14 protein-coding genes are annotated in these 15,849 nt (G+C 36.7%); 5 read left to right on the top strand and 9 right to left on the bottom strand.

Annotated elements, in window-relative coordinates:
• Positions 1–21: 21 nt before the first annotated feature.
• The 5 genes from DYR29_RS06730 to DYR29_RS06710 all read right to left on the bottom strand — a co-directional run bounded on the left by DYR29_RS06730 (position 22) and on the right by DYR29_RS06710 (position 2,682).
• Positions 22–474, bottom strand: coding sequence for a nuclear transport factor 2 family protein (locus tag DYR29_RS06730; RefSeq protein ID WP_213279837.1), 453 nt, complete (start codon positions 472–474; stop codon positions 22–24).
• The gene (locus tag DYR29_RS06725) at positions 471–1,205 is read right to left on the bottom strand and encodes an SDR family NAD(P)-dependent oxidoreductase (RefSeq protein ID WP_213279836.1); all 735 of its coding nucleotides are present in this window, start codon (positions 1,203–1,205) and stop codon (positions 471–473) included. Before DYR29_RS06725 ends, DYR29_RS06730 begins: the two co-directional genes overlap by 4 nt.
• A 7-nt stretch (positions 1,206–1,212) precedes the next feature.
• Positions 1,213–1,431 (bottom strand): tautomerase family protein, encoded by a 219-nt coding sequence (locus tag DYR29_RS06720; protein ID WP_047421685.1) that lies wholly within the window; start codon positions 1,429–1,431, stop codon positions 1,213–1,215.
• 39 nt (positions 1,432–1,470) lie between these two features.
• Positions 1,471–2,004 carry a YceI family protein gene (locus DYR29_RS06715; protein ID WP_213279835.1) on the bottom strand — a complete coding sequence of 178 codons (534 nt, stop codon included), beginning with the start codon at positions 2,002–2,004 and terminating at the stop codon, positions 1,471–1,473.
• Positions 2,005–2,109: 105 nt separating this feature from the next.
• The gene (locus DYR29_RS06710) at positions 2,110–2,682 is read right to left on the bottom strand and encodes a Crp/Fnr family transcriptional regulator (protein ID WP_213279834.1); all 573 of its coding nucleotides are present in this window, start codon (positions 2,680–2,682) and stop codon (positions 2,110–2,112) included.
• Between the two features lie 193 nt (positions 2,683–2,875).
• On the opposite strand from DYR29_RS06710, the gene DYR29_RS06705 reads away from it, so the two are divergent.
• Entirely contained in the window at positions 2,876–3,814 is a 939-nt protein-coding gene (locus DYR29_RS06705; RefSeq protein ID WP_213279833.1) for an SPFH domain-containing protein, read from the top strand.
• Between the two features lie 155 nt (positions 3,815–3,969).
• Here the strand turns inward: DYR29_RS06705 and DYR29_RS22795 are convergent, their stop codons facing one another.
• Positions 3,970–4,584, bottom strand: a complete 615-nt coding sequence (locus tag DYR29_RS22795) for a DUF4377 domain-containing protein (RefSeq protein ID WP_249413634.1) — start codon at positions 4,582–4,584, stop codon at positions 3,970–3,972.
• A gap of 149 nt (positions 4,585–4,733) precedes the next feature.
• Here DYR29_RS22795 and DYR29_RS06690 point away from each other — a divergent pair, with 149 nt between their 5' ends.
• From DYR29_RS06690 to DYR29_RS06680, 3 genes are all read left to right on the top strand, one after another.
• Positions 4,734–6,755 carry a hypothetical protein gene (locus DYR29_RS06690; RefSeq protein WP_213279832.1) on the top strand — a complete coding sequence of 674 codons (2,022 nt, stop codon included), beginning with the start codon at positions 4,734–4,736 and terminating at the stop codon, positions 6,753–6,755.
• A 122-nt stretch (positions 6,756–6,877) separates the two neighbouring features.
• Positions 6,878–7,333 (top strand): lipocalin family protein, encoded by a 456-nt coding sequence (locus DYR29_RS06685; protein WP_213279831.1) that lies wholly within the window; start codon positions 6,878–6,880, stop codon positions 7,331–7,333.
• 24 nt (positions 7,334–7,357) lie between these two features.
• Complete coding sequence (locus DYR29_RS06680; RefSeq protein ID WP_213279830.1) at positions 7,358–7,822, top strand: hypothetical protein; 465 nt, start codon at positions 7,358–7,360, stop codon at positions 7,820–7,822.
• A gap of 285 nt (positions 7,823–8,107) precedes the next feature.
• Here the strand turns inward: DYR29_RS06680 and DYR29_RS06675 are convergent, their stop codons facing one another.
• From DYR29_RS06675 to DYR29_RS06665, 3 genes are all read right to left on the bottom strand, one after another.
• Positions 8,108–8,446, bottom strand: coding sequence for a DUF962 domain-containing protein (locus DYR29_RS06675; protein ID WP_213279829.1), 339 nt, complete (start codon positions 8,444–8,446; stop codon positions 8,108–8,110).
• A 151-nt stretch (positions 8,447–8,597) separates the two neighbouring features.
• Positions 8,598–10,280 (bottom strand): APC family permease, encoded by a 1,683-nt coding sequence (locus tag DYR29_RS06670; protein ID WP_213279828.1) that lies wholly within the window; start codon positions 10,278–10,280, stop codon positions 8,598–8,600.
• 104 nt (positions 10,281–10,384) lie between these two features.
• Positions 10,385–12,625, bottom strand: a complete 2,241-nt coding sequence (locus DYR29_RS06665) for a CocE/NonD family hydrolase (RefSeq protein ID WP_213279827.1) — start codon at positions 12,623–12,625, stop codon at positions 10,385–10,387.
• 258 nt (positions 12,626–12,883) lie between these two features.
• Here DYR29_RS06665 and DYR29_RS06660 point away from each other — a divergent pair, with 258 nt between their 5' ends.
• The gene (locus tag DYR29_RS06660; protein WP_213279826.1) at positions 12,884–15,847 is read left to right on the top strand and encodes a tetratricopeptide repeat protein; all 2,964 of its coding nucleotides are present in this window, start codon (positions 12,884–12,886) and stop codon (positions 15,845–15,847) included.
• Positions 15,848–15,849: the final 2 nt, after the last annotated feature.

Raw genomic sequence — 15,849 nt, 5'->3', positions numbered from 1 at the left:
GATTTTTAATTAAAATTTGAATTAAGGGTGTACGTTGGTCAATGTCTTGTTCACGATGAGCCATTCTCCGTCGATGTTATTGAAAGTTATGAAATTATAGTAATTAAAATCATACATTCTTACATTTAATTTCGCTGTAGCAATCGAGTTAATGATATCAACAGAAAGAATCACTGCTTTAAAATCTTTTCCGGATTTGTCGGGACTTATACGGTTTCCAACTCCTTCAATATATTGATCTGCCGTTTTGAAATAGGGAACTCCATCTACATCTCCGAAAAGCAAAGCTCCTTTATAAAAAGCTTTTTTAAGAAGTTCTGTATTTCCTTCATAAATTCCTTTGAAATAATAATTTTCAATGACGTTTCTTATTTCAGTCTCTGATGTTGGGCTGGTTTTCATATCCTTTTTATTTTGTGCATGGCCGTTCAATGGAAAACTGAACAGCCATGCAAAGATTAATAATAGTTTCATGATAAAGAATGCCCGGCGCCCATTCCGCCGTCGACATTGATGATGGCTCCGGAAATTAATTTATTTTTAGCAACAGCATGAATCATCTGAGCAACCTCTTCAGGCTCCCCGATACGGTTGAGGAGGTGCATTCCTGCATTGTTATCAAGACCGGCACCATGCATCGGAGTTCTGATCAATCCAGGGGCAATCGTATTGACTCTGATATTATCTTTTCCAAACTCAGCAGCCAATTGCAATGTCAGAGCATGGATCGCTCCTTTGCTTGAAATAGGTGCTGTAGAAGGAGATTGCGCAATAGCATGATACACCAATGGCGTTCCTACATTGATTACCACACCGTCATTTTGTTTGATCATTTGAGGGATCACCGCCTGGGTTGTAAAGAATGTTCCTTTTAAATTCGTTGTTAAAAAATGGTCAAGGTAATCTTCGGTAACGTCCAGGAATGGTTTGTTTTCGTAAATTCCGGCATTGTTGACCAGAACGTCAATTGACCCGAACCTTTCAAGTGCTGTCTTTACCAAAGCTTCTCCCGTTGCTTTCTCTGATACATTTCCGGGAACCATCGCCAGATTTTCGCCGGCTCCGAGTTCATTGTAAACATCCTCTAGTTTTGATACCGTTTGTGAATTGATGATGACATTATCACCTCTGTCTAAGAAATAGCGTGCTGTTTCTAATCCTATTCCTGACGAGGCTCCTGTTACGATTACGGTTTGTTTTTTCATTGTCTGTTTATTTTTTTTCTGTTGAAAATCCTTGTTCTTTTAACACTGAAACCTGTTCTCCGGCATATCCCCAGTTATCATCTTCGATTTCGTTGATTACGATATGGGTCAAATGAGGATCCTTATTCAAAACTGAAGTTACAGCTTCACTTATTTTTCTGATTAATTGTTGTTTTTTTTCGCGGTTAAGATCTTCGCGAAGCACATCTACTTTTATGAATGGCATGATGGTAAATTTTTAGGGTTAACTGATTTTTGAGTTTCATTAGTTTGCTTCTGCAACAAGATGAATATTTAAATCAAAATTGTTGTAGATCAACGTATCACCAAGATTGGTAAAGAAATTGGAAGATCTGAATTTGATATTGAATTTCGTTCTGTCGACTACAATTTTAGCCTCTAAAACAGCGGTATCATCCGTTGTTACAATATGCAGGCTTGTGCTGATAGAATGAGTAATACCTTTTATGGTAAGATCTCCAGTGACGTAATACAGATTCTGATCACCTGGTTCAGCATGAGTGATTTCGAAAACAGCTTCAGGAAACTGATCAGAATTAAAGAAATCGTCTGAAGTTAGGTGACTTGCAAACTGGGCATTGGTTTCAGCATCCTCAATATCAAGGATTTTGATGGCGCGGGTATCAATGATGAATTTTCCGGATACTGGTTTTCCGTCTTCAAATCTGAAGTTTCCTTCTTTTATACCGATTGTTCCGTTGTGGGCTCCGGTTATTTTTCTTCCAATCCAGTCGATCGTACTTTTTTCATTATTGACTTTAAAATTTTTTGTGTCCATTTTTATTGGGTTTAATTAATGACACAAAGTTCAGCCGATCGAAAGAAAAAGTTACGTGATGTACCTCACAAAATAGGATGGAGATAAACGGCTGTAAGATGTTGATTATTGATGAAGCCTGCTCAGGGTTTCCCGGGTTACTCCAAGATAAGAAGCGATCAGGTGTTTAGGAACCAGATTGTACAGTTGGGGATACATGGCTAAAAGTTCCTCATACCGGAATTTAGCATCATTATTCATAAAAGAAAGCAAACGTTTCTGTGCTGCTACATAACCTTTGTTGGTTCTCCATCTGAAAAAATGTTCAACTTCATGAATTTCACTGCAGATTTTTTCCCTGTCTTCGTTGGAAATAGAAAGAATAATGGCGTTGGTAATGCAGTCTACATTAATGGTAGCCCTTGTTTTACTGTAAAGCGAATCAAAATCTGTCACCCACCAGGTAGGCATAGCAAACTGAAGAATAAACATTTTCATGCTGTCATTAAGATAAAAAGCTTTCAGGCAGCCTTCCAGAACGAAATATTCATGATTTACAAAATCACCTTCCGAGATCAGACTTTGTCCTTTCTTTAAACTAATCAGATTAAAATGCCCAAAAACATAATCAAACTGCTCTTCTGTAAGAGTAGCAAATTTTGAGATATGATCTTTTAATATTTCTTTGGAATCAGCCATAATGTGTAATGAATATTCAAAAGTAAGTCTTTTTCGGAATAATTTTAATTTAAAAATTTTGACTCATTCGCAAGCTTTATTATTGGAGGATAATGATTAAATATTACATTTATTTTTCATATATTTAAGCAGATACCAATAAAGATGTTTAACAAAACATGATTTGTTACGACCTATCAAAAAATTAAAAACTATGGGAATATATTTAGCGCCCGTTATTTTCTTCGGGCTAATCATTTTATTCGCTTCGTTCTTTGTCGTTAAGCAGGAAACCGCAGCGATTATTGAACGTTTTGGGAAATTCAAGGCTGTAAAGCATTCCGGGCTTCATCTTAAGCTGCCTATCATAGATCAGATTGCTAAAAGATTGAATCTTAGAATTCAACAGCTGGATGTAATGATTGATACCAAAACATTAGACAATGTTTTCATCAAAATGAAAATTTCCGTTCAGTATCAGGTTATCAGAAGTCAGGTAGGAGATGCTTATTATCGCCTGGAAAATCCTGAAAATCAAATTACTTCATTTGTTTTTGATGTGGTAAGAGCTGAGGTTCCGAAACTAAAACTGGATGACGTTTTTGTAAGAAAAGATGATGTGGCGATTGCTGTAAAAAGTGAACTTCAGGAGGCTATGAACAGCTATGGGTATGATATTATCAAAGCTTTGGTTACCGATATTGATCCTGATGAACAGGTAAAACATGCCATGAACAGAATTAATGCCGCGGAAAGAGAAAAAACTGCAGCAGAATATGAATCAGAAGCACAAAGAATCAGAATTGTAGCCGTTGCAAAAGCAGAAGCTGAATCTAAAAAACTGCAGGGACAGGGGATTGCCGACCAGAGAAGAGAGATTGCAAAAGGACTTGAAGAGTCTGTAAGAATGCTGAATAATGTAGAGATCAATTCACACGAAGCATCAGCACTTATCGTTGTGACACAGCATTATGACACATTACATTCCATAGGGGCAAGTAACAGAAGCAATCTGGTTCTTCTTCCCAATTCACCAACGGCAGCCAGCAGCATGCTGAATGATCTTGTAGTAGCTATGACTACTGCAAATACAGTAGGAGAGGCCAGTAAAGGTAAATATCCGGATCCACCTCAAAAAGAATCTGGATTTTAAACAAAGAGAAGTTGTAAGTAAGAGCGAAATAAAAGCGTAAAGGTGAATCATTTGTTGACTTTTCCTAGTTGATCAAAAGTAACTTCGAGCTTCATTCTTCCTGCTTCCATTCTAAATAATAAAAAAGCTTCTGAAATTTTCAGAAGCTTTTTTTGTTATTTTTTCGTTTTAGAAACCTGTTCTATCAATGTATATTTAATGGAAGAAGCATCAGCTGGAGGATTCGCAATTTTTTCTGTTTTTACTTTTAAAACATATTCGTAACCCGGTTCATAGGTAAACCCTTCAATGTTGCTGTAGAAATTGGTCCAGCTTTCAGAAGCATTCTCTTTTACCTGCAGACACTTCATTCGCCCTGCTCCTGCAGAACAGTCTACAGTTTGTGCGCCTACAATAAGTGTTTTTTCATTGGATGCCATTTCTTTCTTTTTTGTTTTAGAAACCTGCTTTACCAAAGTGTATTTTATAGAGGATCCGTCAGCGGGTGGATTGGCTATTTTTTCTGTTTTTACTTTTAAAACATATTCGTAACCTGGTTCATAGGTAAACCCTTCAATATTGCTGTAGAAATTGGTCCAGTCTCCGGAAACGTTTTCTTTTACCTGCAGACATTTCATAGGAGCTACGCCAGTACAGTCTGCGGTTTGTGGTCCTACGATGAAAGTTGTTTCATCTCCTGCCGATGCACTTGCTGCTGTTGTACATTGCGTCATTGCGAATAATGCTAATGCGGGTGCTGCCCCTTTTAGAATTGTTGCGATACTTTTCATAAACTTGATTTTTTTCCCATACCTCGCAATTACCATGCCGAACTGGCTTTTCTGGATTTGTAGTACTTCTGCTATTGCTTTTTATTTTTTTAATCATTTAATTTGAAGTTTTTAAACACTAACCACAAAACATAATTCTTACAATAAATATGGAAAATCAAATGCAAGTTGAAAATTACAGGATTCAAAAACCTGAAATGTGGGCAGGAAATATTGGGGATGAGGAAATAAAAAACAGAATCAAAGACTCCGAATTTGCCAAAAAACAAATTGATGAAGGCCGGGACTACTGCTACTTTTTAGAGAAACAATACTATACCAGCAATACGGAAAACAGTGAATATGTCTGCATGGCGTATACACTGAACGAGCCGGGAAATCTGGAGAGAGCTTCCGTGTCTGATGTCATTGTGGAAGAAAATGAAGTCTATCAGATTCACAGGATCAGTGTTTTGAGAGACGGGGTGCTGATCGATAAAATTCCGGATACGAATATTAAAGTTCTTGACAGCGAAAACCAGAGCAGCGGAGGTGTTTTGAGCAGTAATAAAAAAATCAATATTACTATCAAAGATCTCAGGCTGTATGATGTATTGATCTTGGAAGATTCCAGGATTAAAGAATTTACAGACCGGGATTTCCTGAGAAAGGAATTCTCAAAATATGTGTGGGTAAGCCCGGATAATTACTGGGCGTATGGTAGTTTTAAATTCACTTTTATCAATGAACGTGAACAGACGATTGCCTATAAAAAGACATTCTTCAGAGACGAGCAGGGAAATGTTCTGGAGCCGGAAACGAATCATTTGAAAAAAGGAGAAAGATTTGTAATAGAAGAGCAGAATTATATTAATCCTGTAGATTCCGGAAGAGAAATTTTCCCTTATGTGGATTTTGCTACAGAAAGCAGCTGGAAAGATCTTTCCAATTATATTGTGCCTCTTTATGATGAGGTTTTCAATAGCTCTTCCTTGAAGGATTTTGCTCCGAATCTGATTGAAAAGCTGGATGCTATTACGGATCAGGGTGAAAAACTTCAGTTTGCCATAGAATATGTTCAGAACCATATCTATTATATCTTCAATGCGGATGAAATGAATGGGCACAAGCCTCAGGCACCTTCTGTAACCTATGAAAACAAGCAGGGAGACTGTAAAGCGAAATCCGTTTTATTAAAAGTGATCCTTGATTATATTGGTGTGGATGCTTCTGTTGTACTGGTGAATTTTAATACAGATTATTATATCAAATATTATCTTCCGTCACTGCTGAGCTTCAATCATGTTGTTGTAAAAGTGAATTACAAAGGTCAGGAATACTTTATTGATGCTACGATCCGTGATGAATTCGGATTGATCGAAAACAGAGGATTTATGTATTTTATGCATTATCTGGAAGTGAAAAAAGATCAGGAGCTTCAGGTAAGAAAACCCTATCGATTCCCTTATTTCTGTATTGATGAAAAAGTAGATTTTAATGCACAGGGAAATGTTGGGAGGTTTACTTTGTCAACAACCTACAAAGGAAGCAGGGCCAATGCCATGAGAAGGTATTTTAAAAGTACCAACAAAAGAGAAATTATAGACAGCTGGAATAATTTCCTTTTCTATGCTCTGAATTACTCAGGCGACAGAAATGGTACAGATGTACGAAATGTATTCAAAGATGCAGCCATTGATGTAGTAAGCGACGATAAAAAACTAAATGAAGTGAAGATTCAATATACCGCTATCATTGAGAATCCTTACTATGTAGATCCGCAGAACAACCGCTTCCTTATGTATTTTGACAGAAATGTTATAAAGGCCAGCGCAAGGGATTTTATGCATAAAGATTTATCGTTCTGGCATAATTTCGATACCGAAAAGTATGAGATTAATCTCTATACAGATCAGAAAATTGATACCGAAGAAAAATATACGGTTCAGGAATGCACCATTGCCAATCCGTATTTTGATTATAAAAGCCGTAAAAAAGTAAGCAAGAACGGAGCAAGTGTATACATTGAATACAATCCTCTGATCAATCTTGAAATTCCGCAAAGTGAGTTTGAAAAGTTCAGAACAGACCATCATACTGTTGCAGACAGCAATTTCGGAATTGGAATTGACATCATAGAACGGGGGCTGATGAACAGGCTTAAATTTAGTTTTAAGAAGAAATTTAAATAAAAACTGGATTCAAAGCAAAGAGTTTCAGCGGGCGGCGAAGCCGCCCGCTGAAACTCTTTGCTTTATTCTAATTATTGTATATTCGTTTAAAATCATATAAAAAAACACATACAAATTTATCTATGCAAAAGATATTTTCTCTTGCTTTTCTTATGGCAGTTTCTTGTATTAATGCCCAGAAATTAAAGAAAGAAGACGTTACTGGGTTTTGGAAACTGAAGGAAGCCGGGTTTTATGAAAATAAAAAGAAAGTGGTAAAAGAATTTGATAACTGCCGCTTGATGAGAAATTATGCCATCAGGGAAGACGGATATGCCATTTATAATTATATAGAAGGGAAAACAGGCGACTGCAGTCCATCTGAGCCAAGACTTTCTTTTTGGAGAATCATAGAAAACAGAATTCAGTTTTATGTAGATGAGCAGAATATTCTTGAAGAAGTGGAAGTAATCCTGAATAAAGATAGCACAATGACTTTTTCAAGTTATATTCCCAACCCAATTAAAGTTAAAGGAAATGCTGTTGCTGAAAAAATGGTAAACACCATCCACTACGATATCCTTGAGAAAAAATACTAACGGCCAATAGTAAACTTTTGATGTATGAATTATGTAACGATAACCTATCTCCTTAATATTGTTCTCTATGCGATGTATTTCTTTGGAAGAATTGGCGGTGAGACGGATGTTTCTGGTATAGACTTTTTTGTTTCAGGAATTTTATCTCTGCTTCTGATCTTTGCCGGATATCTGAATGCAAGAAAGGGAATGATCTACAGAACGGTACTGTGGGTGTTTTTTGTGAATGTATTCTTATTAGTTTGTTCCGGCCTATTCGATCAGTTTGGAAGCGATTTCAATATTCTTTCTACCGGGAATAGTGACAGTTTTCTTTTTACATTGGCACTCATTGTTTATAATGGATATCTTTTTCCTCTAACGATTATTCTTGAGGGTTCCGGTCTGTCATTATTATTTCCTGTGATATTGTCTTTTATTCTGCCCTCATTGGGATATCTGATAGGGAAGAAGCTTTATCCAAATAAACAAAATCCCACGGAATTATAGTCATTGCGAACCATTATAGTCATTGCGAACCGAAGGTGAAGCAATCTCAACATAGAAGGTTGGAAAACGCAAAGCCGCTAAGATTCTTACAAGCATGTGCATGTAAGACGCAAGGATTTTATCTTCGATAAAATTGATCTCGTATAATTTTGCTGAAAATCTAATATTGAGCGAAGTAGAAATGTTCTTGCGTCTTAAAATATACGCAACACATAAACTCTTGCGCCTTTGCGTTTCCCAACACTCAATAATTTTGAGCAAAAAAATAAAGGAAAAAATGTAAAATTATTCCTGATTCTGAGGTTTATTATTAGGCATTATGAATTTCTGCTTACCAATCAGCAGTTCAAAAAACAATCTGAAATCCGAAATTAAAGACCACAACGGATACTTGAAAGTGGCAGGTTTGTTTCTCTCAATCACAGCATGACTGAACCAGGCAAATCCATATCCGAAAATCGGAATATACCAGAGAAACCTTTCCTTTCCGGAACTGATCACATATCCTATAACGAAAAATACGAGCAGTGTTCCGATAAAATGAAAAATCCGGGTTCCTGTTTTACTGTGTTCGGTAAGGTAAAACTGGTAAAATTCTCTGTAGGTTTTAATTCTTTCAGCCATGGTAGGTTAGTTTATTGATTCTATTGAAGTTAAAGCAATAATTCGGCCGATTTTTTAGAGCGTAAAAACAAAAAAGGCAAAATCGCAAATCAGTCTCTTCAGATGTTCAACTTTTTTGCCATTTTGCCTTTTCGCAGTTTGCTACTATTTTTTAGCTATTCTTTAATTCTTTTCCAAGTTTACTGTTTTTGTATCCGTAGCAGAAATAAATAACCATACCGATCAGGAACCACATTCCGAACCAGAACCAGTTTTCATGGCTCATTCCCGTTAGAAGATACAGGCATGAGCTTAACCCAACCAATGGAATCAATGATAAGTTCTTGATAAAAGCTACCACACATAAGATAAGGTTGATGATGATAAAGAAGAAAATAGAAGCTCTGAATTCTCCTTCGCTAGGATCTGACCAGTTCATCAGGTTGTCAAAAAATTCCGGCTGCCATTTGTAGAAGGCTAGTAAGCCACCGATGAAAACAACAGGGAAAATAATTTTACCATTCACATACGGAAGGTGAAATCTGCCTTTGATTTTCTCTTTCGCAGGAAGCATAAGTACTCCCGCACATACCAATACGAATGCGAAAATAGTTCCGATACTCGTAAAATCCAGGATAAATGTTTTATCTGTGAATAGAATTGGAATACCTACTACAATTCCGGTAACAACAGTTGCGTAAGAAGGGGTTTTATATTTTGGATGTACCTTCTGGAATCTCTGGGGCATCAGTCCGTCACGGCTCATCGCATACCAGATTCTTGGCTGTCCCATCTGGAAAACCAATAATACTGTGGTAATAGCAACAATAGCAACAAAGGAAACAACAAGCTCCATCCAGGCTACATTAGCATTTGTTTTTTCAAAGATGAATGAAAGTGGATCTCCCACGCCGTCAAACTTTTTATAATCTACCATTCCTGTAAGTACGAGTGTTAATGCAATATAAATTACCGTACATAATACAAGAGAGATGATCATCCCTTTTGGTAAGGTTTTTTGTGGATCTTTAGTTTCTTCGGAAAGTACACTCAAGGCATCAAATCCAATATAAGCAAAGAATACTCCGGATACTGCACTCATTACCCCGGCAAAACCGTTCGGCATAAAGGAAGGTGTTCCGGTAGCTGGGCTTATTGGGGTCCAGTTTTCAGTGTTTACATAGGCACAGCCTACAAGAATTACCAATATGATCACTGCCAGTTTTAAGATTACCAGAGAGTTGTTGAAGTTTTTACTTTCTTTTACTCCTACATAACAAAGCCATGTGATTAAACCGTTGATTACCAATGCGGGAATGTCTACAATAAATTTTAAGCTTCCTATCAATGGTGCTGTTTTCCATGCATTTAACAGTTCTTTGTTTTCTGAACCATATTGAACGGCTTTCCTTGCTTCTGTATAGCTGCAGGTCAGATAATCAGGGATATGCATTCCGAGGCGACCTAAGAAACTCGTGAAGTAATCTGACCACGAAAATGCTACATAAATATTTCCGAAAGAATATTCCATGATCAGAGCCCAGCCGATTATCCAGGCAATCAGTTCACCAAAACTGGCGTAGGCATACGTGTAGGCAGAACCTGCGGTAGGTATTCTGCTGGCAAATTCAGCATAGCATAAAGCAGTAAACCCACAGGCAAAACCACAAATCAAATATAAAAGGATGACACCGGGACCCCCTCTGAAAACGGCTTCTCCCAAACTGCTGAAACTTCCAGCTCCAATAATAGCCGCAATACCAAAAAATACAATGTCCCATACTCCCAAGACTCTTAAAAGCCCCGTTGAAGTGTCTGTATCTGAATAGATTTTTCTTCTAAAAAGTTGACTCATTCAATAACTATATTTGATTTGAAAAAAAGCAAATGTAATGATTTTTTATTTTGATGTTAACAGTTGTTAAGAACATTTAGGCAAAAATGCTCAAACAAAAGGTTTTAGTCTTTATAAACAGGTATTTCCACATAGCTGTCGTTATACCATTTTACTTCCAGTGGTTCCCCGGAATCTTTTATCGTTTCATCACTTACATCTTTGCCAGTCCCGTAATTGATCTGCCAGTTAGGATTTTTATTAACGCCGACTAATAATAACAGTTTACTTCCTTTTTCTATCTTTCTACTCATAACATACGAGTTGTTAATCGGAATCTGTTCCATTTTATTGGGCTCAAGAAGCTGTCTTACTTCATTGTTCTTTGCATAGCTGGCTCTTACAATATGAGTGGACAGTAGTGAAGATTTTCCATCCGGCTGAATCTGGTACAGATAAGTATCCGTATCAAAATCTTTTTTGTTGATGGAAACATTGAAGAATCCGGACAGATTTCCGCTGATGATCATATCCTTATCCAGTACTTCACTTTCAAAAATAATGGAAGTCGTTGTTTTTATACTGTCTTTTTTGCTGACTTTGTAATAGGTGTCCTTCTGATCTCTGTTTTTGAAATCAATAATTTGTTTTGTGAAACTTTGGGTTTCCGGCTTATTAAACACTGAAGCTGTATTTTTCTTGTCCTGAAGGTAGAATTTTACAGTTGAGGTATGCATTTTATCCAGATCAGCAACATGTTTCCACGTATTGGTATTCATCACCTGAAAATTAATTCTGTCTTTTAAAATTTCAGGTTTTTTGCCTTCTTTCAAAATATAATCAAACCATGAAAAAGCAAGGTCATCAATGCTTATTCTGGCCACCGGATCAATAGGGCTGCCGTTCACGTAAGTAAAACCGAAACTCTGTGCCCCTCCATGATTGTAAGGACCTATTACCAGATAATGGTCTGCATTTTTATTGTATAGATGGTGCTGCTTAAAATAATACAGTGCGCCTATCTGATCATCATCATAATATCCGGTTGTTGTCAGAATAGGAATGTTTATTTTAGAAAAATCCTCTTTGTAAGGAACCATTTTCTGCCAGTACTCATCATATGCCGGATGATCCAGCCATCGCTGGAAGATTTTGCTGGTTTTCCCGCTTATCGTGTCCAAGGCTCTGAATGATTTTCCACTTTTATACCATTCTGTATTGATTAAATTCCATTTTGCGAAATTACCAAAGTCTACTTCATCCGTAAGTTTGTTGTTGGTGACATACTGTATCCACTGAAGCATATAGCTCATAAAAATATTATTCTGAGCAGGATAATCGATCCCGATTCCTACAGCAACCTGCGGAACGATTGTCTTTAATGCAGGATGCAGTTTTTTGACAGCTGCCCATTGGCTGAAACCTAAATAACTTCCACCGATCATTCCTACCTTTCCGTTGCACCATGGCTGTTTGCTTACCCAGTCTATCACTTCATAGATATCTTCTGATTCATGCTCAAAGGGATCATTTACATTATTACTGTTTCTCTTGCCGCGGGTATTGACAACAGCTCCTACATAATTATAAGTAGCTGCTCTCTTTCCAAAGAATTCATCAAATAGACCTGCATAAATATTATTGGTAAGAATTACTGGAAGCGGGGAAGTGTTTCCTTTTTTTCGGACAATGGTAATCGTCAGGGTATTCCCATTTTTTATCTTAAGATCTCTGGTTTCAATAATGAATTTTTCCTTATCCCTTGACGCCAGCAGCTTCATCACCTGAGGTTTGATGCTGGAATAGGTTTTATAGTTCAGATAACTTTTACATAATGATAGAGCGGTTTTGTAATCAATACTGTCTTTGTTCTTTTGCGCGTCCAGTATTACCTTCATTTGTTTTCTGGATTCTCTTACATTGCCGTCAACCGCAAGAGGCAGTCTGGGAATCAGTTTTTCCGGAAGGCTTTCATATTTTTGGTTAAATACTTTCTCAAAAGCATTGGAAAAAGAGATATTGTTTTCCTTTTGTGCCAGTTTAGCCATGCTGTACAATTCAAACCCAATGTACCTATAATCTCCCATATGGTGATCAGCAAAGAGATTACGGTTTTCCGACAGAGAAGCCAAAGAATTTTTATAATCCTGAGCTATCATCTGTAAACGGAAAAGATTATCCAGAAGGTCGACCTTGTTTTCCGGTTTATTTTTTTCGGATTGAAGTTGGGGGATCACTTGCTGTGCAAGTTCCGGCATCTGTTTTTCCAGTATAAGAGAGTCAGTTACAGCGGTCTTTGGAAAGTAAAATTTTTGTGCCTGCATGAGGTTGACAAAAATTAATGCTAAAAGTATCTTAAATTTCATGTGATGGGGTGTTTATGGTATGTTTTTAGCTGCTGTTGAAAAAGTATTCAACTTAAAATACGTTTTTGATAACTTATTATTAAAATTGTTTACATTTTATCAGACGAAAGTAGTAAATTTTATCATTGAATGGTGAGAAAATTTTCATCGTTGTTAATTTGCTATTTAAGCCTGATAATTCTGTTAAAACTTGCTTAAACAATAAGTTTTTAATATTTTCGTTAACTTATTTAGACTAATTTTCTTATATCAAGAAGAATGAAATCAAAAAAAATACTTTTAGCGGCTGCGGTCATTTACTTCGGAATCTCCGATGCTCAACAGTCCCAATATTTTACCCAGAAAGAAAATTACAGGTTTAATCTAGCCGAAAATCTTTATCAGACCAAAATATACAACGCTTCTCAATACGAATATGCAAGACAATATTTCTACAATCAGAATTTGTCCCGTTCAAAAAAGGAAGGCGCACAATTTTTTGATAATGTAATTGGCGTGATTCTTCAGAAAAATCATGCTGAAGAAGGGTTAACAGCTTTCATGAAAGAATATCCGAATTCTGCTTATTTTGCACAGGCTAATCTTCCATTGGCAGATTACTACCTGGCAAAAAAAGATTTTGATAAAGCTTTGGAGACTTTGAAAAAAGTAAACCAGTATCAGCTTTCAAAAGAAGAGAATACACATTATATTCTGAAGCTTGGATATGCAAAATTCATGACGGGTGATTCTAAAGGAGCTACTGATGCTCTGGAAGAAGCCTACAAAACAGCGGATCAGTCTCAAAAAGGAGATATCGCGTATATGCTGGGGCATTTATATTACAGCAACAGACAAAATGATAAAGCTTTCCAGTATTTTGATTCTATAAAGGATCAGGATAAGTTCTCTAAGCTGGTACGTCCTTATTATGTACAGATGTATTATAATGATAAGAAATACGATCAGGCAATTACGGAAGGAACTGCTCTACTGAACGAAAATATTTCAGATTCTTATAAAGCGGAAGTTCATAAGATCATTGGTGAGAGTTACTTCATGAAGAATGATTATACTTCTGCCTATCCACATTTGAAAGACTATCTGAGTGTTCAGCAGAATCCTTCTGAAAATGATTTGTATGAGATGGGATTTGTGGCTGCACAGCTGAAAAAATATGATGAAGCGGTTTCTTATTACAACCAGCTTCTGAACAGCAATTCAGCCCTGGCACAGAATGCTTACTACCAGTTGGGAAATGCTTATCTGGCAGTAGGTAAAAAACAGGAAGCTCTTTCTGCATTCCGTTCTTCTTATCAGATGGATTATGATGCAAAAGTGAAAAAGCTGGCTCATGAGCAGTATGCTAAATTAAGTTACGATATCGGAAACCCGTTTGAAAGCCCTTCTGCGGTTATTCAAAGTTATATCAACGAAAATCAGAATGGTGCCAATGATTCAGAAATGAGATCATTATTGGTAAAATCTTATCTGTATTCCGGAAACTATAAAGAAACTCTGAACGCTATTGACAGATTGCAGAGTTCCACTCCTGAGATCAACAAGGTAGACCAGGAGGTTTCTTATTTATTGGGGACTGAAGAGTTCAACAAAGGAAACTATGATGAAGCTGAGAAATATTTCTTAAGAAGTCTTGGTTTCAATATTAATAAAGAATTTAACAGCAGAGCTTTATACTGGCTGGCACAGGTGTATTACCAGAAAGGAAATTACCCGTCTGCCATCACCCGTTATGAAAAGCTTCTTACCGAAAACTTCCCTGAAAAGCAGCAGCTGCCATATGATTTAGGATATGCTTATTTTAAATCCAAGAAATTTGACCAGGCTGCTACTTATTTCAAACAATATCTTACCAATCCGAAACCGGAGTTTAAAAATGATGCAGAACTTCGTCTTGCAGATATTCATTATGCCAATAATGATCTGAACGAAGCGATTGCCATCTATGATAAGAACGAAGATGCAACGGATTATACTTTGTACCAGAAAGCAATGGCTTTAGGATTCAAAGGAGATACTCAGGCGAAGATTAACAACCTTAAAAACCTTTTATCAAAATATCCGGATTCTGAATATTACGATGATGCTCAATACGAAATTGGAACAGCTTATGCCGCTCAGGATGATTTTACGAACTCCAATGATTATTTCGGAAAAGTGATTAAAGGATCTGCTGATAAAGATTTAATTGCTAATGCTTCAATTTACAGAGCACAGAACTACATCGATCAGAACCAGAATGACAAAGCGCTTTCTGAACTGAAATCTCTGGGTGAGCAGTATAAAAATACAGCCTATGCTCAGAAAGTTGTTCAGGCTGCAAAACCTATCTTCACGAAAAACGGGGATGTTTCAGGATATGAAACTTTTGCAAGAAATATTGGGGTGAATGTGGATACTGCAGAAATTGATGAAATCAATCTGTCAACAGGTAAACAATTGTTTGCAAAGAAAGATTATAAAAACGCAATTTCTTACTACGAAAAGTATCTTACACAGAACCCGACAGGAGAAGGATTGTACCAGGCGAAGTATGAATTGGGAGAAAGTTATTACCAAACCAATAATTCAACTAAAGCTTTACTTGTGCTTCAGGAAGTTGCTGGAATTCAGAACGATTACCAGGATGATGCACAAACTCGTTTAGCTCAGATCTTTATTGCACAAGGGAATACAGCGGAAGCTAAAAAGTACCTTGAAGGCATTAAGAATTCTTCCAATATCAGCATTAAAAATTATGCAAATGTTGAATTAATGAAGCTGTATGCAGAAGAAAATAACTTCTCCGAAGCTGAAAAATTAGCCAATGCAGTAATCGCCAATTCTAAAAACTCAGCAGCTGTTATTGAAACTGCAAAAGTGATCAAAGCAAGAAGTCTGATGAATTCAGGAAAAGATAAAGACGCACAGTCTGCCTATGTTGCTCTTGAAAAATCATCCAACACTTCTGTAGCTGCGGAAGCTTTATATGCAAAAGCATACTATCAGAACAAAGGGAAAGCATTCAAGTCTTCTAATGAGACGATCTTTAAGCTAGCCAATAACTATGCATCAGAAGAATTCTGGGGAGCAAAAGCGTTGGTATTGATGGCGAAAAACTATATCGGTCTGAAGGATAATTACCAGGCGAGTTATACCTGTGATCAGATCATTGCAAACTATAAGGATTTCCCTGAAATTGTTGCAGAAGCAAAAGAAGTTAAAAAACAGATTAAGAAATAGTA

Origin of the sequence: Chryseobacterium indologenes, from assembly GCF_018362995.1 — a bacterium.
In the GTDB taxonomy this organism is placed as follows: Bacteria; Bacteroidota; Bacteroidia; order Flavobacteriales; family Weeksellaceae; genus Chryseobacterium; species Chryseobacterium indologenes_G.
This window is presented reverse-complemented; position numbering and strand designations above follow the sequence as displayed.